Genomic DNA, 23,125 nt, shown 5'->3' on the forward strand with positions numbered 1-23,125 from the left:
CTCCTCGACCTGGGCTCGAACCAGGGACCTACGGATTAACAGTCCGGCGCTCTACCGACTGAGCTATCGAGGAACAGCAGTACAACTTGGTCTACATAAAAAAGCCCGTCTTGGTTAACGGGCTTTTGCAATTCTTGGCTCCTCGACCTGGGCTCGAACCAGGGACCTACGGATTAACAGTCCGGCGCTCTACCGACTGAGCTATCGAGGAACAGAACAACAACAGCAGAGAAGCGAAATTGTAGGAGCAGCTAAAGCGCCTGTCAATACCCTGCGTTCATCCCGGTTTGATTCGAATGCAACGGCGGGGGACAGGCCGCGCCGCTCAGCGTGCGAGCAGGGCGAGCTTTTCCTTCACGTCCTTGAACTCGTCGGCTTCCGGCAGCGGCGCCTTGGTCTTGGTGATGCTCGGCCAGTTCTTCGCCAGATCGGCATTCAGCTCGATGAAGTTCTGCTGGTCGCCCGGCACGTCTTCTTCGGCATAAATGGCGTTCACCGGGCATTCGGCGACGCACACAGCGCAGTCGATGCATTCATCGGGGTCGATCGCGAGGAAGTTGGGACCTTCGCGAAAGCAGTCCACCGGGCACACATCGACGCAGTCGGTATAGCGGCACTTGATGCAGCTTTCGGTCACAACGTGAGTCATTCAAGCAGCTCCTGCATGCGGAATCAGGGAAGGCGGAAACGCCAAAAGCGTTATTGTAACGTAACGTCAAGAGGCGCATGCGGCATCGGGCAACGGCTTTTATATGTTTTCGTGATTAGTTTATGGCGTCCGGCGCATCGGCCCGCCGGCGCGCTGAATCCGGGCGCATTCGGGTAACATGCATCAGGTCGGTGCGCACGGGGCGCACCGCTCGCGCGTGGGGTTGAGTCAGGCCTTGCGCTTTTTCTGCAGTCCAGTTCGCACCGTCATGATTATTACTTCGCTGCTCGATACCGATCTGTACAAGTTCACGATGATGCAAGTGGTGTTGCATCACTTTCCCGCGGCGAACGTTGAATATCGGTTTCGCTGCCGCACGCCGAACGTCGACCTCGTACCGTACATCGGTGAGATTTGCGATGAAGTGCGCAAGCTCTGCGAACTGCGCTTTACCGACGACGAGCTCGATTATCTGCGGCGCATGCGCTTCATCAAGGGCGACTTCATCGAGTTTCTCGCGCTGTTTCATCTGAACGAGAAATACATTTCGATCGAACCGTCGCCGAAGGGCAATGGCGAAATCGACATCGAGATCAAGGGGCCGTGGCTGCACACGATCCTGTTCGAGATCCCGATGCTCGCGATCGTCAACGAGGTCTATTTCCGCAACACGCAGCAAAAGCCCGACTACAGTGAAGGGCGCGGCCGTCTCGTCGAAAAGATCAAGTTGCTGGGCGCGCGCCCGGAATTCGCCGACTGCAAGATCGCCGATTACGGCACGCGCCGCCGCTTCTCCAAGCAGTGGCACGAAGAAGTGATCCTCACGCTGAAAGACGGCTTGGGCGAGCAATTCGCCGGCACCAGCAACGTCTTCTATGCGATGAAGCACGGCCTCACGCCGCTCGGCACAATGGCGCATGAATACCTGCAGGCGTGCCAGGCACTTGGACCGCGGCTGCGCGATTCGCAGACCTTCGGCTTCGAAATGTGGGCGAAGGAGTATCGCGGCGACCTGGGTATCGCACTGTCCGACGTGTACGGTATGCAGGCCTTTCTGCGTGACTTCGACATGTACTTCTGCAAGCTGTTCGACGGCGCGCGTCACGATTCCGGCGATCCGTTCGACTGGGGCGAGCGCCTGCTCAAGCACTACGAGGCGAACCGGTGCGACCCGCGCACCAAGATTCTCGTGTTCTCCGACGCGCTCGACATTCCGAAGGTGCTGCAACTGTACGAGCGTTTCCGTGGCCGCTGCAAGCTGGCCTTCGGCGTAGGCACCAATCTGACCAACGACCTCGGCTATAACCCTTTGCAGATCGTCATCAAGATGGTTCGTTGCAACGGTCAGCCGGTGGCCAAGCTGTCGGATTCGCCGGGCAAGAACATGTGCGACGACAAGGCGTATCTCGCGTATTTGCGTCAGGTATTCGGCATTGCGCAACCTGACGAAGAGGCTGCGAAGTAACACGGCTAACGGCGTGTCTGATGCATGCGATGCGCAGGGATTGGCCGTTCGGCCAGCGCGTTTGCGTGCAGGGCGGCCGGTATAATCCTCGTCACATCGCACGGCTGTCGACACGAGGATTTCGCATATGGACACATCGATTGCCCGCCGCAACATCCTGGCGCGTATCCGCGCGGCGCAAGGGCGCGAGCCTGAACCGTCTGCTTCCGAGCACGAGGCCGCCGCCGATTATCTGGCGCGGCATCCGCCGGGCCCGCGTCCGGAGATGCCGGCCGATCTGACCGGGCGCTTCATCGAAGAAGCGCAGAAGATGGCGACCACCGTCGATACGGTCGAAACACTGAGCGAGGTGCCCGCCGCCGCGCATCGCTACCTCACGCAACACGTATTGCCCACGCAGGCGATTGCATGGCAAACGCTGCAAGACCTGCAATGGGCCGAAGCCGGCCTCACCGTCGAATTTCGCAAACCGAAAGACGGCGACATGGTCGGCCTCACCGGCTGCTTCTGTGCAACCGCCGAGACCGGCACGCTGGTCCTGTTGTCCGGGCAGCAAACCTATGCTTCGGCAGGTCTGCTGCCCGAAACGCACATTGCGATCGTGCCGGCTTCGCGAATCGTCTCAGGACATGAAGAGGCGTTCGACCTGATTCGCAGCGAGCGCGGCGAACTGCCGCGCGCGGTCAATTTCGTCTCCGGGCCGTCGCGCACCGGCGATATCGAACAGACCATCGTGCTTGGCGCGCATGGGCCTTATCGGGTGCATGTGATCGTCGTACGTGGCGCCTGAGCGGGGCGCGCGTCGGCGTCTCACGCTTCACTGGCGTTGCGCGTGCGGCCGCCATCAATAACAAGGACTTGCTGATATGAAACGACATGCCGTGTGGACGAGCATGGTGCTCGCCGCTGCACTGGCGCTGGCTGGGTGGCCTCAACTGGCGTCGGCGGCTACGCTCGACGGTGCGACGTTGTCGGCCCTGTGGGGTTTGCCATTTGCCGGCGTGCTGCTGTCGATCGCGGTGTTTCCGCTAGTCGCGCCAGCTTTCTGGCATCACCATTTCGGCAAGATCGCGGCGGCGTGGGCGTTGGTGTTTCTGGTGCCGTTTGCGCTGACGTACGGCGCGGGCATCGCATTTGACACGCTGGTGCACGCGCTTCTCGAAGAATACGTGCCGTTCATCGTGCTGCTGGCCGCGCTCTACACGGTGGCGGGCGGTATTTGCGTGCGCAGCAATCTGCATGGCACGCCGCGTTTGAACACGGCGATTCTGGCGCTCGGCACCGCGCTCGCCAGCATCATGGGCACGACCGGCGCGGCGATGCTGCTGATCCGCCCATTGCTGCGCGCCAACGACAACCGCAAGCACGTCGTGCATGTGGTGGTGTTCTTCATCTTTCTGGTGGCGAACACGGGCGGCTCGCTATCGCCGCTCGGCGACCCGCCGCTCTTTCTCGGCTTCCTGCAGGGCGTCGGCTTCTTCTGGACCACCACGCATCTGGCGCTGCCAATGCTGTTCGTTTGCGCCGTGCTGCTTGTGGGTTTTTACGCGCTCGACTCGTACTATTTTCATCGGCGCGAGGAAGAGCGTTCACGCTTTCTCGACCCGACGCCTGATTCGCCGCCTCTCGGCATCGACGGCAAGGTCAATTTCCTGCTTCTTGCCGCGGTGATCGCGCTGGTGCTGATGAGTGGGCTCTGGAAGCCGGGCGTCGAGTTCGACGTGTTCGGCACGCACGTCGCCTTGCAGAATGCCGTGCGCGACGTCGCGCTGATCGGCGTCACTTTGCTCTCGCTGGCGTTGACGCCGCGTGCGGCGCGCGCGGGCAATGACTTCAACTGGGCGCCGATCGAAGAGGTCGCCAAACTGTTCGCCGGCATCTTCGTGACGATCGCGCCGGTCATCACGATCTTGCGCGCCGGCGAGGCGGGCGCGTTCGCGGGCATCGTCCATCTGATCAACGATTCCGCCGGTCAGCCACACGACACGATGTACTTCTGGGCAACCGGCCTGCTATCGTCGTTTCTCGACAATGCGCCGACCTACCTGGTGTTCTTCAACCTGGCGGGCGGCGACGCGCAGACATTGATGACCACCGGCGCCACGACGCTCGCGGCGATTTCGGCTGGAGCGGTATTCATGGGCGCGAACAGCTATATCGGCAACGCGCCGAACTTCATGGTGAAAGCGATTGCGGAATCGCGCGGCGTTCGCATGCCGAGCTTCTTTGCGTATCTTGGCTGGTCCGGCGCGGTGCTGATGCCGCTCTTTCTCGTTACCGGCTGGCTGTTTTTTTGAGGCTGCTTTTGACGCCGAGACAATTGAACTCGACGCGCTATTCGGAGAATTGCAATGCAGAAGATCCTCGTCGCCCGTCCGATCTTTCCCGATGTGATCGAACGGCTCAAACAGTATTTCGACGTCGACTGGAACCAGGGCGACGTGTTGTCCGCCGACGAGTTGACGCGCCGTCTCGCGGATAAAGACGGCGCGCTGACCGCGGGCGATCCGGTCGGCCCGGCGGAACTCGCGGCGGCGCCGCGTCTGCGGGTGGTGGCGAACATGGCGGTGGGCTACAACAACTTCGACATGGCCGCGTTCAACGCGGCCAACGTGCTCGGCACCAACACGCCGGACGTGCTGAACGAATCGACCGCCGATTTCGGCTGGGCGCTGATGATGGCGGCGGCGCGCCGCATCGCTGAATCGGAACACTGGTTGCGCGCGGGCAAATGGCAGAAGTGGGCGTACGACGGCTTTCTCGGCACGGATCTGTACGGCTCGACGCTCGGCGTGGTCGGAATGGGCCGGATCGGCCAGGCGCTGGCCCGTCGCGCAAAAGGTTTCAACATGCAGGTGATCTATCACAACCGTTCGCGTGTCGCGCCGGAGATCGAAGCGGAGTTGAACGCGCAATACGTGTCCAGGCAGGACCTGTTGCGGCGTGCCGATCACGTGGTACTCGTGTTGCCGTACACGAAGGAAAACCATCACACGATCGGCGCGGTCGAACTCGCGCAGATGAAGCCGACTGCAACGCTCACCAACATCGCGCGCGGCGGCATTGTCGACGATGCGGCACTGGTCGAGGCACTGCGCACGAAGCAGATCGCCGCGGCTGGCCTGGATGTCTATGAAGGCGAGCCGAATCTCAATCCCGCTTTGCTGACCGTGCCGAATGTCGTGCTGACGCCGCACATCGCCAGCGCGACCGAAGCGACGCGCCGCGCCATGGCGAACCTCGCCGCCGACAATCTGATCGCGGCGCTGGGTGAGGGCCCGCGCGCCGGACGTCCGCCGAATCCGATCAACCCCGAAGTGATCGGCAAGGCGCGGTCATGACCATGATTCTGGTGGTGGCCGTGGCAGTGCTGGCGGTCGCATTGGTCATCGCGTTGGCGTTGCTGATGCGCGGCAATAGCCACGCTGATAAAAACGAGCAGTTCGAGGCGCTCGGCGAGCGCCTCGACGCCGCGGCAGCAGCGCAGTCGCATGCTTACGAGCGGCTCGAACGGCAATTGCGCAATGACATCGCCGAGACGGCGCGCGTGTCGCGCACCGAGTTGAGCAGCGGTTTCGCGCAGTTTCAACAAACGCTGGCGTCGCAGTTCAGCAGTATGACGACGGTGCAAGGCAGCAAGATCGACGGCTTTGCGCAGCAGCTCGACGCGGTGCGTCACAGCCTGCAACAGCAGGCGCAACAGGCACGCGACGAACAAGGCCGAACGCTCAAGCAGTTCGGCGAGACACTGGCCTTGCAATTGGGGCAACTCACCGAGGCGAACGATCGCCGCTTCGCCGAAGTGCGCGCGACCATCGAGCAGCGGCTGAAAGACATCGAGGCGAACAATTCGACCAAGCTCGAAGAAATGCGCCGCACCGTCGACGAAAAGTTGCACGCGACGCTGGAGCAGCGCCTCGGCGAATCGTTCAAGCAGGTGTCCGACCGGTTGGAGCAGGTGCATCGCGGCCTGGGTGAAATGCAGACGCTGGCTGCAGGCGTCGGCGATCTGAAGAAGGTGCTGACCAACGTCAAGACGCGCGGTACCTGGGGCGAGGTGCAGCTCGAAGCGTTGCTCGAACAACTGCTCACCGCGGACCAATACGCGAAGAATGTCGCGACCGTACCGAAGAGCGCCGATCGCGTCGAATTCGCGATCAAGTTGCCGGGCCGCGCGGAGGCGGGCGGCCCGGCCACGCCGGTCTGGCTGCCGATCGACGCCAAGTTCCCACGCGAAGACTACGAGCGCTTGATCGAAGCGCAGGAGCGCGCCGATCCGGTCGCGGTGGAAGAGGCATCGCGCGCGCTCGAAGCACGGATTCGCGCCGAGGCGCGCACGATCGCGGAGAAGTATGTGTCGCCGCCGCACACCACCGATTTCGCGCTGCTGTTCCTGCCAACCGAAGGCCTGTACGCGGAAATCCTGCGGCGGCCGGGCCTGACCGACCTGCTGCAACGCGACTATCGCGTGACGATTGCCGGCCCGACCACGCTCACCGCGTTGCTCAACAGCTTGCAGATGGGCTTCCGCACGCTCGCGATCGAGAAGCGTTCGAGCGAAGTGTGGCAGGTGCTCGGCGCGGTCAAGACGGAGTTCGGCAAATTCGGCGACGTGCTGGCAAAGACCAAGGCGCAGCTGGAAACTGTCACCCGGTCGATCGAAGCCGCGGAAACGCGTACCCGTGCGATGAACCGCAAGCTGCGCGACGTCGAGGCGTTGCCGGGTGAGGAGGCGAGCGGAGTGCTCGGCGATGCGCTGTCAGGCGTGGATCCCGACGAACAGTAGAGTGGCGTGATTCAGTGATTCAGTGACTCGGTGACTTAGTGACTTAGTTCGGGGTAGTGGCGGTGCCTGCCGCAGCGGTAGCGGCCAATTGTTCGAGCGCATCGCCCGCCAGACGCACGACGCGCCAATCCGGCATCACCGTCGCACCCATCCTCTCGTAGAAACTGATGGCCTGCCGGTTCCAGTCGAGCACGGTCCATTCAAAGCGTCCGCACTGCCGCTCGACTGCCAGCGCTGCCAGCCGGGCAAGCAGCGCGGTGCCGAGGCCGCTGCCGCGTTGGCCCGGTTGAACGTAGAGGTCCTCGAGATACAGGCCACGCTTGCCGACGAAACTCGAGTAATTGTGGAAGAACAGCGCATAGCCGACGATGCGTCCTTCGTCTTCCGCAACCAGCGCTTCGATCGATGGCCGCGCACCGAATAGCGCATCACGCAGGCCGTCTTCCGTCGCGACGAATACGTGCGTGAGGCTTTCGAATTCTGCCAGCTCGTACGTCAGCGCGAAGATCGCGCCTGCGTCTGCGGGCGTCGCGCTGCGAATCGTCGCGGTCATTACGCTTCTTCCGGCGCGTCGGTCAGCTGGATTTCGATGCCGCCGAAGCGAGATGCGACCCAGTTGTATGCGTGGCACGCAATCCACAACAGGATGAAACCGAGGATCGCATTCAGCAGCAGCGCGCTGAACACCGTGCTCAGTTCGACCTTGCCATAGCGCACGAACGCGACCAGCACGCCGAGCAGCACGATCGGCACCGAGAACGTCAGGTACACGAGGATGAGTGCTTTGGCCGTCTGTCCCGGGGCAATGAACGAGATCTGTTTTTTCATGTAAGTCAAACCCGTATGTCGTAGTAGTGGTGGGTAAAGCGGCAGATGCGCGGCAAGTGAGCAGCAAATCAGACGTCAGATAAGACCGTCGAACAGCATGATATCGACGCGTTCGCCCTCGGCAATGTCGACTTCGTCGTGCCCGAGTACGATGAAACAGTTCGCTTCGCTCATCGAACTCAGCACGCCGGAGCTTTGCGAGCCGGTCGGCGTGACGTGCCATTGACCGCTCGCGTCCTGTTGGGCCACGCCGCGCTGGTATTCAGTGCGGCCGGCGCGTTTGCGGATTGCGCGGCGGCTCGCAGCATGAATGACCGGCAGCGCTTGCGGGGTCGCGCCGGACATCCGCAGCAGGGCCTCGCGCACGATTTGATAGAACGTCACCATGACTGCGACCGGATTGCCCGGTAAGCCGAAGAATAGCGCAGGCAGCCCGAGCCCCGGATGCGCGCCGGACCAGACGCGGCCGAAAGCGAGCGGTCGGCCCGGACGCATCGCCAGACTCCAGAAGGCGACATCGCCGAATGTCTGCAGCAACTGCTTGGTGAAATCCGCTTCGCCGACCGAGACGCCGCCGGAGGTCAACACCACGTCCGCGCTGGCGGCGGCGCTGCGCAACGCGGCTTCGAGCGCGGCAGGCTGGTCGCGCACCACGCCCAGATCGAGCGTGTCCACATTCAGGCGCCGGAGCATCGCAAACAGCGTGTAGCGATTGCTGTCGTACACGGAGCCCGGGTCGAGCGGCTCGCCGAGCGAGCGCAATTCGTCGCCGGTCGAGAAAAAGGCGACGCGCAAACGCCGCCGCACGCTGACTTCGCCGATGCCGAGCGACGCGAGCAAGCCGAGATCCGATGCACGCATGATGCGGCCGGCGCGTAGCGCCGCATGACCGCGAGCCAGGTCTTCACCGGTGAGGCGCCGGTTGGCGCCGGCCGACACCGCGTTCGCAGCGAAATGGATGGCAGCGGAATCGCCGCTGCGCTCGACAAGCTCTTGCGGCACGACGGTATCGCAATCGGCCGGCATGCAGGCGCCTGTCATCACGCGCACGCATTGCGCCGCCTCGACGCGGCCCGCGAACGGATGGCCCGCCAGCGCCTTGCCGACGATGGTCAGGCCGACCGTGGACGCACCGTTTGCCAGCGCCGCGTGGTTGAACGCGTAGCCGTCCATTGCCGAGTTGTCGTGCGCGGGGACGTCGATCGGCGACACAATGTCGGCTGCCAGCACGCGTTCGAGTGCGTCGCGCAGCGGCACGCGTTCGATTGCCGCGACCGGCGTGGCCCACTCACGGACGATCGCCTGGGCGGCCGAAACAGGTAGCGCGTGAGGATCGTACTGCGCGACGCAGCGGGAAAATTCGTTGAGCGTGGTCATGAAGAGCTGGACGTCGCGACCGGAGGCGGGACCGGTATTTGCCATGCGGCCGGAGCAGGATTTCAACCAGGGCCTCAACAACGTTCGAGGTCGGCGAGTTCTTGTAACGAATTGATATTGTAAAACGCGCGCTCGTCGGCAAAGGCGACTTCCACCGTCTTGTGGCGCGCGTACCACGCGCGAACCTTCCGTTCACCGGCTTCCAGAAAGGCCGACAGGTCGTCGGCCAGACTCGTGCGCAACAACGCGAACACCGGATGGAGCGAGACGTTGCCCTCGGCGTCGGCGGTGGTGACGGTGGCGAGGTCGGCCTGGTTCGAGTCCAGGGCGTGCGCGAGGCGGGCGGCGAGATCGGTGGGCAGCCCCGGCGTGTCGCACGGTGCGCTCAGAACGTACGCGGTGTCGGCCGCGCGCAGCCCGGCGAGCAAGCCCGCCAGAGGTCCCGGAAAGCCGGGCAGGGTATCGGCAACGACCTTGGCGCCGAACGGTGCACCGAGTGCGGTGTAGGCGTCGGCGTGGCGATTGGCGCTGATGAGCAGGGCGCCGGTCTGCGGCGCGATTCGTTTCAGCACATGAAAAGCGAGCGGCTCGCCGTGCAGCAGTTGCAGCCCCTTGTCGACGCCGCCCATCCGCATGCCGCGTCCGCCCGCGAGGACCAGAGCGGTGATGTGTTCGCGCTCTGGACTCATGCGTGCGGCCGCTCAGCCGCCGATGTACGACATTTCGACACGGCGGCCATCCGGCGCGTGCGCCTCAGCCGTGTTATTGCCGCCGCGCAATTCCGAATAGCGGTCGGTGCGGCCTTGCCAGATTTCGGCAACGGCGGTGGCGATATCCGCATCGCTCGCGCCGCCGCGCAACAGTGTGCGCAGATCATGGCCCGACGACGCGAACAGGCACAGATACAGCTTGCCCTCGGTCGACAGCCGCGCTCGCGTGCAACTGCCGCAAAACGCGCGCGTGACACTCGAAATCACGCCGATTTCGCCGCCGCCGTCCACGTAACTCCAGCGCTGCGCGGTCTCGCCGGCGCTATGCGCTTCGAGCGGTACGAGCGGGAAATGCTCGGCGATGCGCGTCACGACGTCGGCGGACGGCAGCACTTCAGCCATGTTCCAGCCGTTCGAGGTGCCGACGTCCATGTATTCGATAAAGCGCAGCACCGCGCCCGAGCCTTTGAAGTGGCGCGCCATCGGCACGATTTCGCTGTCGTTGGTGCCGCGCTTGACGACCATGTTGACCTTGATCGGCGCGAGCCCGACTGCCTGGGCCGCGGCGATGCCGTCCAGCACGTCGCCGACCGCGAAGTCGGCGTCGTTCATGCGGCGAAACAGGGTGTCGTCCAGTGCGTCGAGGCTGACCGTGACGCGGGTCAAGCCCGCGTCTTTCAGGCTGCGGGCCTTGCGTTCCAGCAGCGAGCCGTTGGTGGTCAGCGTCAGATCGAGCGGGCGGCCTTCCGCCGTGGTGAGTTGCGCGAGGCGCTCGATCAGGAATTCCAGATTCTTGCGCAGCAGAGGCTCACCGCCCGTTAGACGGATTTTCTCGACGCCGTGTGCGACGAAGAGCCGCGCCAGGCGCTCGATTTCCTCGAAGCTCAACAACGCGCTATGTGGCAAAAAGGCATAGTCCTTGTCGAACACCGCGCGCGGCATGCAGTAGACGCAGCGGAAATTGCAGCGATCCGTCACCGAGATGCGCAGGTCACGGAGCGGGCGCGCCAGCGTATCGTGCAGCGCACCGCTGGGCGCTTGCGTCGGGCCGGAGATGACCGGCACCGCGCTGAAATCGGCAACAGGGATGATGCGTCGGGACATGAATTGCTTCGATTGGCGCTTGGTTTGGAACCTGGATCTTCATTCTATAGCGGAAATGCATTGGACCGCTGCCACACCCTGGGCGCCCTCCGGGTATACCGGGGCGGACATAAAGGCGTCCAATGCATGTCTTTCCAGCCCCAATAAACAAAAAGCCCGCCGGTTAGGGCGGGCTTTTTTGCATGGCGACGAGCAGCTTACTGCGAGTGCTTACCTGTTTCCACTTGTTGCATCGGCGCGCTGTCTAGCGGCGGCAACGGTTTGCGCTCGCGCACGGCGCGAGCCGGCTTGGTGGTTTGCGCAGCAGCTTCTTGCGCGGCCCGCAGCTTGTTGGCGTCCGTGTTCACCCAAACGAGACCGGCCTGTTCCAGCACCGGTTGCAGGGACTCCTCGGACACATAGCTCTGGCGCGGCGCTTGCGGCGCCGCGGCAACAGGCACCGGCTCGACGACTGCCGGTTCTACTGCCGGTGCAACCGCTGCAACGACCGGCTGCGGCTCGGCGATCTCCGCTTGCGGCACCGGCTGAACTGCCGGTGCTTCGACTGCTTCCACCACAGCGGCCGGGGGCGGTGCAACGACCGGCGCCGGTTCAGCCTGAGCTTCGACAACCGGAGTCACGACCGGCGCTTCAACGCGAGTTTCGACCGGCGCTGCAACGGGGGCTTCGACATGGGCATGGGCCAACGGTTCGACCAGCGAAACGGTCTCGCTGGCGACCTGAGTGGCTTGCGCGGTTTCGACAGGCGCGACAGCAGCCTGCACCACTGGCTCGACTGCAGCCGATGTCACCGGCGCTTCAGCGACCGGTGCAACCGTTTCCGTCTTCACAGCCGCCTCGACGGCCGGAGCCGGCGTTTCGGTTGCAGCGTGCAGCTCGGCGACCGCAGCGGTTTCAGTCACGACAGCCGCGACCGCCACTTCCGCCGGGGCCACTGCCTTCACTTCACTGACCTCGGCCTTGCGCTCGACCGGTTGATGCGGTGTACGTACTGGCGCTTCATCGGTCACGTTGTCGCTTTCGGCTTCCGCAACGTCCGCAGCCAGATTGCCGTTCACGCCATCTTCCTCACGCTCGCGACGGCCACCGCGACGGCCGCGACGGCGGCGACGGCGCTCTTCACCGTCACGCGCCACCGCTTCCTGATCGACCGGTGCACCGTTTTCGCTCAACGCGGCCTGGTTTTGCGCCAGTTCTTCCGCGGATTGCGCTTCGTTTTGCGTCAGTGCTTCAGCGGCTTCCGGTTGCTGCTTACGGCGCTCGCCGCGTTCACCACGCTCACGGCGTTCACCGCGTTCCTGACGCTCGCCACGCGCTGCGCTTTCCACGGTTTCGGCACGCTCATTGCCGCGATTGTCGCGGCCCTCGCGGCCCTCGCGGCCTTCACGCAGCTCACGGCCCTCGCGCGGTTCGCGGCCTTCACGTGCTTCGCGCGGCTCACGACTACCACGCGGTTCACGTGCTTCACGGCCCTCGCGTGCCTCACGGCCTTCACGCGGTTCGCGTTCTTCGCGACGCTGCGACGGCTGCTGACCTTGAGCCTGACGGCCACCCGTCGCGCCTTCGCCACGGCCCGCCGCATCGCGGCCGCCTGCGCCGCCACGCCGATTGCGGTTGCGATCGCCGCCGCGTTCGCCGGTGCGCTCACCGCGCTCCGTGCGTTCGCCGCGCTGCGGACGCGCCTGCTTTTCGGTTGTAGCCGGTGCGACAGGCGTCGGCGCTGCCGGCTGCATGCCGAACAGATTCTTCAACCAGCCGATGAAGCCGCCGCTAGCCGGCGTGACCGCCACCGGAGCCGGGATTGCTGCCGGACGAACCGGTGCGCTCGGCGCCGGTTTTTCAGGCGTAATGCCCTTGACCGCCGCTTCCTGCTTCGGCTTCACTTCTTCGGTGCGCTTGCTGTAACCGGTTTCCGATTCCAGTTCGCGGGCCGCTTCTTCGGTCATCTTCCACGAAGCACGCGGTTCGTCGAGGCGCGCATCGTCGTGACGCAGGCGCTCGAGCTTGTAATGCGGCGTATCGAGGTGTTTGTTCGGGATCAGAACGACGTTGACCTTGAAACGCGATTCGATCTTGTTGATTTCCGCGCGCTTTTCGTTCAACAGGAAGGCGGTCACTTCGACCGGCACCTGGCAGTGGATTGCCGCGGTGTTTTCCTTCATCGCTTCTTCCTGAATGATCCGCAGCACTTGCAGCGCGGACGATTCGGTATCGCGGATATGGCCCGTGCCGTTGCAACGCGGGCAGGTCACGTGGCTGCCTTCCGACAAAGCCGGACGCAGACGCTGACGCGACAGTTCCATCAGGCCGAAGCGCGAGATCTTGCCCATCTGGACGCGCGCGCGGTCGTGCTTCAAAGCGTCTTTCAGGCGCTGTTCGACTTCGCGCTGGCTCTTGGCCGATTCCATGTCGATGAAGTCGATCACGATCAGGCCGCCCAGGTCGCGCAGACGCAACTGGCGGGCCACTTCATCAGCGGCTTCGAGGTTGGTGCGCGCCGCCGTTTCTTCGATGTCGGCGCCCTTGGTGGCGCGTGCCGAGTTCACGTCGATCGCGACCAGTGCTTCCGTGTGGTCGATCACGATGGCGCCGCCGGACGGCAGCGGAACCGTACGCGAGTACGCGGTTTCGATCTGGTGCTCGATCTGGAAGCGCGAGAACAGCGGCACGTCGTCGTGGTAGCGCTTCACCTTGCCGACGTTGTCCGGCATCACGATATCCATGAAGGCGCGGGCCTGGTCATGGATTTCAGTGGTGTCGATCAGGATTTCGCCGATATCCGGCTGGAAATAGTCGCGAATCGCGCGGATCACCAGGCTCGATTCGAGATAAATCAGCATCGGCTGGCCGGCCGAACCGCTTTGCGACGCGGCTTCGATCGCGCGCCACAGTTGCATCAGGTAGTTCAGATCCCACTGCAGCTCTTCGGCGGAACGGCCGATGCCGGCCGTGCGCGCGATGATACTCATGCCTTCCGGCAATTGCAGCTGCGCCATGGTTTCGCGCAGTTCCTGACGGTCGTCGCCTTCGATCCGGCGCGACACGCCGCCGCCACGTGGGTTGTTCGGCATCAGGACGAGATACCGGCCTGCCAGCGAAATGAAGGTGGTGAGGGCCGCGCCCTTGTTGCCGCGCTCTTCCTTTTCGACCTGAACGATCAGTTCCTGACCTTCTTTCAGGGCGTCCTGGATGCGCGCGGAGCGCATGTCGACGCCGTCACGGAAATACTGGCGGGCGACTTCCTTGAACGGCAGAAAACCGTGGCGGTCTTCGCCGTAGTTGACGAAACAGGCTTCAAGCGACGGCTCGATGCGGGTAATGATGCCCTTGTAAATATTGCCTTTGCGCTGTTCGCGCCCGGCGGTTTCGATGTCGATATCGATGAGTTTTTGCCCATCGACGATGGCGACGCGCAGTTCTTCCTGCTGCGTCGCATTAAACAACATGCGTTTCATTGAACGACTCCAGAGCGGCTTTGCCTGCCTCAGGCTGCGCGGTTGTCAGTCGCGAGAGCGTAGAGGGCAGCGGCATGCCGCGCTTTATTGTGTTTTCACAAGCACGCTGGAGCGGGAAAAATGGCGGGAGAATTGCCTGAGAGGGCCCAGTCCGATCAAAAGGACACGGTGCCGCAGGGCACATGCGAACACGGCTTCAAATAACGGCCCGACACGCCGCGGGTTCTGCCGGCAGACCTTCATACGCCTTCATCCACTCGCGCCGGTGCGCCAACTGGGCGCGTGACCGGAGGGTCGAAGGCTGTGGTCATGCCGCAGCGGGAAGTTCGCGCAGGAGGCGCGTCTTTTCTCGCCGGGGGTGTCTCGCCTCATTTTGACGTCGCCATGTCTTGTACTTTCTACAAGACGCCTCGGGCGCACGCCGTATTTTCGCAACCGGCAGCTTCGGACAACACGGCGTCAGACCGCCCGATACCGAAGCTGAAAGTTAAATTCTTTTTTACCAAAATTCCGTTACCGTCGAAGCCGACCTTGACCGAACGCGCCTGTGGGCGCCGTCCCTGCCGGGCACTGACTTCGTGCGTGCAACTTGTTGCATCTCATTTTCAGGGTGAGCAACCAGACCCCGGCGCAAGTAAAATAACGGTTTATCGCTTGCACCTGCGCAATCCGCCCGAACTCCGGACACTGCGCCGGCCGCCGCAGACTGCTGGGCAAATTATATTCAGAATGAAAGAGTTAGGCAAAATATCCCAGAAATCGGTCGCAAGTGACCAGGTCTCGATCATCGAGATCGACGACAGTGCGGCCGGACAGCGCATTGATAACTTCCTGTTGCGTGTCTGTAAGGGCGTGCCGAAAAGCCATATTTACCGCATCCTGCGCAGCGGGGAAGTGCGGGTAAATAAGGGCCGGGTCGATGCGCAGCATCGTCTCGTGCTCGGCGATCTGGTGCGCGTGCCGCCGATCCGCGTCGCTCAACCGAACGAAACGATCGCTCAGATACCGGTGCCGGCCGCCCATTTCAAGATCATTTTTGAAGATGAGCACCTGCTCGTTATCGACAAACCAGCCGGCGTCGCGGTTCATGGCGGCAGCGGGGTGGCGTTCGGCGTGATCGAGCAGATGCGCGAAGCGCGGCCGCAGGCGAAATTCCTCGAATTGGTGCACCGGCTCGACCGCGAGACCTCCGGCATCCTGATGCTGGCGAAGAAACGCGCCGCGCTGGTCGGCCTGCACGAGCAGATTCGCGAGAACAGGATGGATAAGCGCTACTATGCGTGCGTCCACGGCGAATGGGCAAGCGACTGGGGCCGCCGCCGGGCGGTCAAGGAACCGCTGCACAAGTATCTGACCGCCGATGGCGAGCGGCGTGTGCGTGTGCAGCCGGACGGACTGGCCTCGCATACGGTATTCAATCTGATCGACCGCTGGCCGGAGTACGCGCTGCTCGAGGCGGAACTGAAGACCGGCCGTACGCATCAGATTCGTGTCCATTTGCAGCATCTGGAACTGCCGATCGTCGGCGATGCCAAATACGGCGACTTCGCGCTGAACAAGGCGCTGGCGCGCGCCAACGCGAAGCCGGGCCTCAAGCGCATGTTCCTGCACGCGTACCGGCTCAAGCTGACGCACCCGGCAACCGGAGCGCCGCTGCAGTTCGAGGCGCCGTTGCCGGCCGAATGTCGCAGTTTCATCGCGCAGCTCAACGAATTACGAAATGGGTCACACCCGGAGACGACACCGCATGGCTAGAGAGCAATTTGATCTAATCGTCTTCGATTGGGACGGGACGCTGATGGATTCGACCGCGCACATCACGCGCAGCATCCAGGCGGCGTGCCGCGACCTCGGCCTGCCGGTGCCCGCCGACGAGGCCGCTAGTTATGTCATCGGACTCGGCCTGCGCGACGCCTTGCAAATCGCCGCGCCGACGCTCGATCCGGCTGACTATCCGCGTCTGGCCGAGCGCTATCGCTTCCACTATTTAGTGAAGGATCAAACCACCGAACTGTTCGCCGGCGTGCGCGAAATGCTGCAGGAATTGCGCGATCAGGGTTATCTGCTGGCGGTGGCAACGGGAAAAAGCCGCGTCGGCCTGAACCGTGCGCTCGACCAGTCGCGTCTGACGAGCCTGTTCGACGGCACCCGCTGTGCCGACGAGACGTTCTCGAAGCCCCATCCGGCCATGCTGCACGAACTGACGCGCGAACTGGGGCAGGATCCCGTGCGCACCGTGATGGTCGGCGATACGACGCACGATCTGCAGATGGCGATCAACGCGGGTGTCGCGGGCATTGGCGTGACGTATGGCGCGCATCCGGCGGGCTCGTTGACCGCGCTGTCGCCGAAATTCGTCGCTTCGAGCGTTGGCGCGCTGTCCGGCTGGCTGCGCGAGCACGCATGAGTGGACACATGAACGAGCAAGTGAACGAGCACCCGAGCGGGGCGGCCGTGGACCCGGTGCGGATTTGCGCGGCCGTGGAACTGGTCGACGGCGGCGCCGGTGTGCGGCACGCGGCTACCCTCGGCGGCTCGGAAGTGGTGGTGTTTTTTGTTCGCTACGATGGCCGTGCGTACGGCTATCTGAACCGCTGTGCCCACGTGCCGATGGAGCTGGACTGGGCGGAGGGGCAGTTCTTCGAGTCCTCCGGTTTATACTTGATGTGTGCCACGCACGGCGCGATTTACGCGCCGGATACGGGCAAATGTGTCGGTGGTCCATGCCGTGGCGGCAGGCTGCGCCCCGTTCAGGTGGACGAGCGGGATACGCCCGAAGGCCGCGCCGTATTCTGGCTGCCGGACGGCGAACTGCGCCCGGCGGGTCTCTGACTTTTCCTCTTCGATCTTTCCACTGCAACGCATGTCCGACAACCTGACTCCCGAACCGAAAGAACCGTCCCTGACAGGCCGCTCCCCCACGCCTGCCGATGAGCCGGGCTGGGAGCGCGCAGCGCTCGAGCGCATCGCGCTCGCGGCCATTAGCGAACAGCGCGCGGCGCGGCGGTGGAAAATCTTCTTCCGCCTTCTGTACCTGATCGTATTTCTGCTGGCGGTGTGGGCCGCATTCGATTTCTCCGGCGAGAAGGTCGCGGCCACCGGCCGGCATACGGCGGTGATTACGCTCAATGGCGAGATCTCCGCCGATACGAACGCGAACGCCGAAGATATCAACACGGCGCTGCAAAGCGCGTTCGACGACTCCGGTACCGCCGGTGTGATTCTACGTTGCAATAGCCCGGGCGGCAGCCCGGTGCAGGCTGGCATTATCTATAACGAGATTCACCGTTTGCGGGCCAAATATCCGTCGATTCCGTTGTACGTCGTGGTTGGCGATATGTGCGCGTCAGGCGGCTATTACGCGGCCGCGGCCGCCGACAAGATTTACGTGGACAAGGCGAGCATCGTCGGTTCGATCGGCGTGCTGATGGACAGTTTTGGCTTTACCGGGCTGATGGACAAGCTGGGCGTACAGCGCCGCCTACACACGTCGGGTGAGAATAAGGGCTTTTTCGATCCGTTCTCGCCGGAAACGCCAAAGATGGACGAGTATGCGCAAGACATGCTCGATCAGATCCACGCGCAGTTCATCGACGCGGTTCGCCAGGGCCGTGGCAAACGGCTGCACGAAACGCCGGACATGTTCTCAGGCTTGTTCTGGACTGGCCAGAAGAGCGTCGAACTCGGCCTTGCCGACGGTTTCGGCGATGCGGATTACGTCGCGCGCGACATCATCAAGGCGCCGGATATGGTCGATTACACGGTGAAGGAGAGCATTACGGATCGTGTTGCCCGCAAGTTCGGCGCGGCGGTCGGCAGTGGCGCCGTGCACGCGATGGCGCTTGGCGGGAAGTTGAATTTGCGGTGATTGGTTGCAAAAAGCCCCGCGCGGTCGAGCAACGGCCACGCGGGGCTTTTTCGTTCAACGAGGCGGGGATCAGACGGCGAGTATCAGGAAAATCGCCGGCCGCTTGTGCAGATCGATAGCCGGTTTTTTCTTCCAGTCGGTCACGGTGCAACTCGCGATGGTCTCCGTTTCCAGCGTCAGATCAACCGCGACGCACACCAGCGTCGACGGCGCGCAGGTCGCCAATAACGTGTCGAGCAGCGCGCGATTCCGATAAGGCGTCTCAATAAAAATCTGCGTCTGCCTGGCCTTGCGCGATTGCTGTTCCAGATCCCGCAGGCGCTTGGCCCGTTCGGCGGCGTCGACCGGCAGATAGCCGTGGAAAGCAAAGCTCTGGCCATTCAGGCCGGAAGCCATCAACGCCAGCAATATTGAACTCGGTCCGACAAACGGCACGACCTTGACGCCGCGCTCATGTGCGCGGCGCACCAGCAGCGCGCCCGGATCGGCGACCGCGGGGCAGCCGGCCTCGGATACCAGGCCGGCGTCGGTGCCGGCCAGCAACGGCGCAAGCAGTTTGTCGATCTCGCCCGCCGGTGTGTTGACGTTTAGTTCGCGAATCTCGATTTCCTGGATCGGCCGTTCGGTGCCGACTTTCTTCAGGAATGCACGCGTGGTTTTCGCGTTTTCGCCGATGTAATAGTGCAGCGAGGCCGCGCGGGCGCGCACTGGCGCGGGCAGGACGGCGTCGAGCGCGTCGGCATCGCCTTCGCCTAGCGTGTTCGGGATCAGATACAGCGTGCCGCTCATTGCGCCCCCAATAGAGGATACCCAGCTGCCAACAGCATGCGCGACAGGGCGATCAACGGCAGCCCGACCAGCGCGGTCGGGTCGTCCGAGTGGATGGCCTCGAGCAACGCGATGCCGAGGCCTTCGGATTTGGCGCTACCCGCGACATCGTAGGGCGTTTCGGTGCGCAGATAGGCTTCCAGTGCGGCGTCCGGCAGATTGCGGAACAGTACGCGCGTAATGACGTCGACGGATTGCGCCGTGCCCGAGCGGCTGTCGAACAGGCACAATGCGCTATGAAACAGCACTTCGCGGCCGCGCATCGCCTGCAACTGGGCGAGCGCCTTGTCATGCATGCCGGGCTTGCCGATCTGCAGGCCATCATAGGTGGCGACCTGGTCGGAGCCGATCACGAGCGCAGGCTCGTCGGCGCCGAGGCCTGCGGCCACCGCGCGGGCTTTTGCTTCGGCGAGCCGCAGCGCGGTCACTTCCGGCATTTCGCCGACGAGGGGCGTCTCGTCGATCTCGGGTACGACGACCTCGAACGGCGTGCGCAGGCGCTCGAGCAATTCGCGACGATAAGGCGAACTCGACGCCAGAATCAGGCGTGGTGGGCGATTGGGGGAGTCTGACATGGTCAACCAACGGCTAGAGAGGCGGGGCGTACGGGCTTGCGCGGGCGGCGCGCGTGTACGGGCTTAAGTGTTTGACTCGAAAAGACAAAACGGATATGATTTTGGGCTTTTCATCGGTATGCTAATGCGCAAGCGGATCCCTTAAAGGATTTCGCGGGACGCAAGTGCAGATCGATTTACTCCCGGCGAAATCCTTGCCGACGCAGGAGCGCACATGACTCAACATCCTGGCAACCCTGCTGGTCTTACCGACCCGCATGAGCTCGATCTATTCGAATTTGCGCGGAGTGGGCGTCAGGCCGCGGGTGTCGTGCGCGTCTCGCAACTGCCGCGCATGTTAAACGAAGTCCCGGCAGAAGCGCCAGACCGCGATACCGCGTTCACCTGGCAAGCCGAAGGGGCGACGCAGCCGGAATTGCAGGACGACGGCACCGAGGGTCCGCAGCCTTATCTGAGGCTCGCGATTCATGGCGCTGCATGGCTCGAATGTCAGCGGTGCGTGACGCCGTATTTGCAGGCGTTCAACGTCGACGCAACTTACCGGATCGTCAGCACCGAGGCGGAAGCCGAAGAGTTTCCGCTCGACGAGGATGAAGTCGAGGTGATCGTGGGCTCGCGCCAGTTCGATCTCGTCGACTTGATCGAAGAAGAGTTGCTGCTTTCCTTGCCGCTCGTGCCCAAGCACGAGGTTTGTCCCGAAGTGCACGAGAGTCTCGTCTCTGGTGTGGCAGGTACGGAAGGCGAGGGCGACGAGGGCGTAGCGGATGAGGCTGGTGAGGGCGGTGAGCCCGAGCGGCCCAATCCGTTTGCGGCGCTCGAAAGTCTCAAGCGCGGTGAGCCGGGCGACAAGAAGCGCTGAACAGTTGCATGGGAGCGCGATGCGGGCGCATTGGCCATTCGGCCAGTGGCGGAGACCGGATCGGGCTGTGTTAGAATTCGGAAAATTTTTAGGAGTAAGTCATGGCAGTTCAACAAAATAAGAAGTCGCCGTCGAAACGCGGCATGCACCGTTCGCACGATTTCCTGACGGCTGCGCCGCTGGCCGTGGAACCGAGCACGGGCGAAGTGCATCTGCGTCACCACGTTAGCCCGAACGGCTACTATCGCGGCAAGAAAGTCGTCAAGACGAAGAACGACTAATCGTTTCACTGCGTTGCGCCCCTTGGCGTTTCGCGTGGCGATCGGCTCGCTTGACATTTTCCCGGCTCGGCAAAAAGGCGGCATTCAACTGCCGCTTTTTTGTGTCGATCGCAGTTGGCGCTTTAGCGCTGACTGCGGTCCCATGCAGGGCGTCTGAAATTCGTCGCACTCCATGACAGTAAAGCTCACGATAGATTGCATGGGAGGCGACCACGGCCCGTCCGTGACCGTTCCCGCGGCCGTCAACTTCGTTCGTTCGCATCCCGACGCGCAATTGCTGCTCGTCGGCATTGAAAGTGCGATTCGTGCGCAGCTGAAGAAGTTGAAGGCTCAGGACCTGCCGACGCTGACCGTCGTACCCGCTTCCGAGATCGTTGCCATGGACGATCCGGTCGAAGTCGCGCTGCGCAAGAAAAAAGATTCGTCCATGCGCGTGGCGCTGAATCGCGTCAAGGAAGGCGAGGCGCAAGCCTGCATTTCCGCCGGCAACACCGGCGCGCTGATGGCGGTCTCGCGGTACGTGCTGAAAACGCTGTCGGGCATCGAACGCCCGGCCATTGCGTCAGCACTGCCCAATCCCAATGGCTACACGATGATGCTCGACCTGGGCGCCAACGTCGATTGCGAGCCGCAGCATCTGCTGCAGTTCGCGGAGATGGGGCACGCGCTCGTGTCCGCGCTCGAAGGCCGCGAGCGGCCTACCATCGGCCTGCTCAACATCGGCGAAGAAGTCATCAAGGGTAACGACACCATCAAACGTGCCGGCGAACTGCTGCGCGCGAGTACACTCAACTTTCACGGCAACGTTGAAGGCAACGACATTTTCAAGGGCACGGTCGACGTGATCGTCTGCGACGGTTTTGTCGGTAATGTTGCGCTGAAGACGTCGGAAGGCCTCGCGCAGATGCTCTCCAACATCATCAAGGAAGAGTTCGGCCGTTCGTGGCTCACCAAGGTGATGGCGGTGCTCGCCTTGCCGGTATTGATGCGCTTCAAGAAACGCGTCGATCATCGGCAATATAACGGCGCCGCGCTGCTCGGCCTGCGCGGGCTGGTGATCAAAAGCCACGGTTCGGCGGATGCCTACGCGTTTGAGTGGGCTATCAAACGCGGGTATGATGCCGTCAAAAACGGCGTGCTGGAGCGCCTTGCGCGAGCGATGGAAGAGAACGCGGGTTCTCTTGAACAGGCAGCGCGCGACGCAAGCGGTGCGGGTCACGCAAGCCCGCTCGCAGGCCAGCCGGCCGAGCCCTACGCTGCGCAATCCTCGAAGGCATAATGGCTCAATCGACAATTTATTCCCGCGTGCTGGGCACCGGCAGCTATCTGCCGCCCGGGCGCGTCACCAATCAGGATCTGGCTGATCGTCTCGCCAGCCAGGGCATCGAGACGAGCGACGAATGGATCGTCGCCCGCACGGGCATCCATGCGCGCCACTTCGCCGAGCCTGATGTCACCACCAGCGATCTGGCGTTGTTCGCTTCGCAACGCGCGATCGAAGCAGCCGATATCGATCCGCAATCCATCGATCTGATCATCGTTGCAACCTCCACGCCGGACTTCGTGTTTCCGAGCACCGCGTGCCTGTTGCAGAACAAGCTCGGTATCAAGAACAACGGCGCGGCGTTCGACGTGCAGGCGGTCTGTTCCGGTTTTGCTTACGCGGTGGCGATGGCGGACAGCCTGATTCGCGGCGGCCAGCATCGCACGGCGCTCGTGATCGGCGCGGAAACCTTCTCGCGTATTCTCGATTTCAATGACCGCACCACCTGCGTGCTGTTCGGCGACGGCGCGGGTGCGGTGATCCTGTCGGCGTCCGAAGAACCGGGCGTGCTGGCAAGCGCATTGCATGCCGACGGCAGCCATTCGAACATTTTGTGCACACCGGGCAATGTGAACGGCGGCGTGGTCGCCGGCAGCGCATTCCTGCATATGGACGGGCCGGCCGTGTTCAAGCTCGCCGTCAACGTGCTCGAAAAGGTTGCGGTCGAAGCACTCGCGAAGGCCGATCTGTCGGCCGGGCAGATCGACTGGCTGATTCCGCACCAGGCCAATATCCGCATCATGCAGAGCACCTGCCGCAAGCTCGGCTTGCCGCAGGAGCGCATGGTCGTCACAGTGGGCGAGCACGGCAATACGTCGGCTGCGTCCATTCCGCTCGCATTTGACCTCGCGGTGCGCGACGGCCGCATCAAGCGCGGCCAGAACGTACTGATCGAAGGCGTCGGCGGCGGCTTTACGTGGGGCGCCTCGGTTATCCGCTACTGATAGCGCATGGCCGCCAATCGCTGCCAACGGCGGTGAAGGTGCAACGGGCGCTGCTTGCGGCGCTCGAACGCG

The 23,125-nt window shown here is 63.1% G+C and carries 22 protein-coding genes and 2 tRNA genes; 13 read left to right on the top strand and 11 right to left on the bottom strand.

Features of this window, described 5'->3' with window-relative positions:
• The 3 genes from SB772_RS25610 to fdxA form a co-directional block, all read right to left on the bottom strand.
• Positions 1–73 (bottom strand) — tRNA-Asn (locus SB772_RS25610).
• 62 nt (positions 74–135) lie between these two features.
• Positions 136–211 (bottom strand) — tRNA-Asn (locus SB772_RS25615).
• A gap of 114 nt (positions 212–325) precedes the next feature.
• Positions 326–649 (bottom strand): ferredoxin FdxA, encoded by a 324-nt coding sequence (gene fdxA / locus SB772_RS25620; protein WP_020069367.1) that lies wholly within the window; start codon positions 647–649, stop codon positions 326–328.
• A 268-nt stretch (positions 650–917) separates the two neighbouring features.
• Between fdxA and pncB the strand changes: the two genes are divergently transcribed.
• From pncB to SB772_RS25645, 5 genes are all read left to right on the top strand, one after another.
• A complete protein-coding gene (gene pncB, locus SB772_RS25625; protein ID WP_410835996.1) occupies positions 918–2,114 on the top strand; it encodes a nicotinate phosphoribosyltransferase in 1,197 nt (398 codons plus the stop codon).
• Positions 2,115–2,241: 127 nt separating this feature from the next.
• A complete protein-coding gene (locus SB772_RS25630; protein ID WP_410835997.1) occupies positions 2,242–2,904 on the top strand; it encodes a LutC/YkgG family protein in 663 nt (220 codons plus the stop codon).
• 76 nt (positions 2,905–2,980) lie between these two features.
• Positions 2,981–4,411: a sodium:proton antiporter gene (locus tag SB772_RS25635; RefSeq protein WP_410835998.1), complete on the top strand. Its 1,431-nt coding sequence runs from the start codon at positions 2,981–2,983 to the stop codon at positions 4,409–4,411.
• Positions 4,412–4,465: 54 nt separating this feature from the next.
• Entirely contained in the window at positions 4,466–5,455 is a 990-nt protein-coding gene (locus SB772_RS25640; RefSeq protein ID WP_410835999.1) for a 2-hydroxyacid dehydrogenase, read from the top strand.
• A complete protein-coding gene (locus SB772_RS25645; protein ID WP_410836000.1) occupies positions 5,452–6,900 on the top strand; it encodes a DNA recombination protein RmuC in 1,449 nt (482 codons plus the stop codon). The genes SB772_RS25640 and SB772_RS25645 overlap by 4 nt, the downstream gene beginning before the upstream one ends.
• A 43-nt stretch (positions 6,901–6,943) precedes the next feature.
• Here SB772_RS25645 and SB772_RS25650 read toward each other — a convergent pair whose 3' ends face one another.
• The 6 genes from SB772_RS25650 to SB772_RS25675 form a co-directional block, all read right to left on the bottom strand.
• Entirely contained in the window at positions 6,944–7,453 is a 510-nt protein-coding gene (locus SB772_RS25650) for a GNAT family N-acetyltransferase (protein ID WP_410836001.1), read from the bottom strand.
• The gene (locus SB772_RS25655) at positions 7,453–7,728 is read right to left on the bottom strand and encodes a hypothetical protein (RefSeq protein ID WP_341314713.1); all 276 of its coding nucleotides are present in this window, start codon (positions 7,726–7,728) and stop codon (positions 7,453–7,455) included. The genes SB772_RS25650 and SB772_RS25655 overlap by 1 nt, the downstream gene beginning before the upstream one ends.
• A gap of 75 nt (positions 7,729–7,803) precedes the next feature.
• Positions 7,804–9,105, bottom strand: a complete 1,302-nt coding sequence (gene glp / locus SB772_RS25660) for a gephyrin-like molybdotransferase Glp (RefSeq protein ID WP_410836002.1) — start codon at positions 9,103–9,105, stop codon at positions 7,804–7,806.
• 74 nt (positions 9,106–9,179) lie between these two features.
• On the bottom strand, positions 9,180–9,794 hold the full coding sequence (mobA, locus tag SB772_RS25665; RefSeq protein WP_410836003.1) for a molybdenum cofactor guanylyltransferase MobA: 615 nt from the start codon (positions 9,792–9,794) through the stop codon (positions 9,180–9,182).
• A gap of 12 nt (positions 9,795–9,806) precedes the next feature.
• Positions 9,807–10,919, bottom strand: a complete 1,113-nt coding sequence (gene moaA / locus SB772_RS25670) for a GTP 3',8-cyclase MoaA (RefSeq protein ID WP_410836004.1) — start codon at positions 10,917–10,919, stop codon at positions 9,807–9,809.
• 197 nt (positions 10,920–11,116) lie between these two features.
• Positions 11,117–14,374: an Rne/Rng family ribonuclease gene (locus SB772_RS25675; protein WP_410836005.1), complete on the bottom strand. Its 3,258-nt coding sequence runs from the start codon at positions 14,372–14,374 to the stop codon at positions 11,117–11,119.
• Positions 14,375–15,103: 729 nt separating this feature from the next.
• Between SB772_RS25675 and SB772_RS25680 the strand changes: the two genes are divergently transcribed.
• From SB772_RS25680 to SB772_RS25695, 4 genes are read left to right on the top strand one after another with little or no spacing between them, the layout of a single operon-like run.
• Positions 15,104–16,129, top strand: coding sequence for an RluA family pseudouridine synthase (locus SB772_RS25680; protein ID WP_410836006.1), 1,026 nt, complete (start codon positions 15,104–15,106; stop codon positions 16,127–16,129).
• On the top strand, positions 16,122–16,781 hold the full coding sequence (locus SB772_RS25685) for an HAD-IIIA family hydrolase (protein WP_410836007.1): 660 nt from the start codon (positions 16,122–16,124) through the stop codon (positions 16,779–16,781). Before SB772_RS25680 ends, SB772_RS25685 begins: the two co-directional genes overlap by 8 nt.
• An 8-nt stretch (positions 16,782–16,789) precedes the next feature.
• Positions 16,790–17,206: a Rieske (2Fe-2S) protein gene (locus SB772_RS25690; protein ID WP_410836008.1), complete on the top strand. Its 417-nt coding sequence runs from the start codon at positions 16,790–16,792 to the stop codon at positions 17,204–17,206.
• Between the two features lie 31 nt (positions 17,207–17,237).
• Positions 17,238–18,242, top strand: a complete 1,005-nt coding sequence (locus tag SB772_RS25695; protein ID WP_410836009.1) for a S49 family peptidase — start codon at positions 17,238–17,240, stop codon at positions 18,240–18,242.
• 69 nt (positions 18,243–18,311) lie between these two features.
• Here the strand turns inward: SB772_RS25695 and SB772_RS25700 are convergent, their stop codons facing one another.
• Positions 18,312–19,031, bottom strand: a complete 720-nt coding sequence (locus SB772_RS25700; RefSeq protein WP_410836010.1) for an SAM-dependent methyltransferase — start codon at positions 19,029–19,031, stop codon at positions 18,312–18,314.
• Positions 19,028–19,645, bottom strand: a complete 618-nt coding sequence (locus tag SB772_RS25705; protein WP_410836011.1) for a Maf-like protein — start codon at positions 19,643–19,645, stop codon at positions 19,028–19,030. Before SB772_RS25705 ends, SB772_RS25700 begins: the two co-directional genes overlap by 4 nt.
• 214 nt (positions 19,646–19,859) lie before the next feature.
• Between SB772_RS25705 and SB772_RS25710 the strand changes: the two genes are divergently transcribed.
• The 4 genes from SB772_RS25710 (at position 19,860) to SB772_RS25725 (ending at position 23,053) form a co-directional block, all read left to right on the top strand.
• On the top strand, positions 19,860–20,504 hold the full coding sequence (locus tag SB772_RS25710; protein WP_410836012.1) for a DUF177 domain-containing protein: 645 nt from the start codon (positions 19,860–19,862) through the stop codon (positions 20,502–20,504).
• A 101-nt stretch (positions 20,505–20,605) separates the two neighbouring features.
• Positions 20,606–20,785 carry a 50S ribosomal protein L32 gene (gene rpmF, locus SB772_RS25715; protein ID WP_006051932.1) on the top strand — a complete coding sequence of 60 codons (180 nt, stop codon included), beginning with the start codon at positions 20,606–20,608 and terminating at the stop codon, positions 20,783–20,785.
• A 172-nt stretch (positions 20,786–20,957) separates the two neighbouring features.
• Positions 20,958–22,064, top strand: coding sequence for a phosphate acyltransferase PlsX (gene plsX / locus SB772_RS25720; protein WP_410836013.1), 1,107 nt, complete (start codon positions 20,958–20,960; stop codon positions 22,062–22,064).
• On the top strand, positions 22,064–23,053 hold the full coding sequence (locus SB772_RS25725; RefSeq protein ID WP_410836014.1) for a beta-ketoacyl-ACP synthase III: 990 nt from the start codon (positions 22,064–22,066) through the stop codon (positions 23,051–23,053). Before plsX ends, SB772_RS25725 begins: the two co-directional genes overlap by 1 nt.
• Positions 23,054–23,125 lie beyond the last annotated feature (72 nt).

Source organism: Paraburkholderia sp. SIMBA_030, assembly GCF_046535245.1.
Classification (GTDB): domain Bacteria; phylum Pseudomonadota; class Gammaproteobacteria; order Burkholderiales; family Burkholderiaceae; genus Paraburkholderia.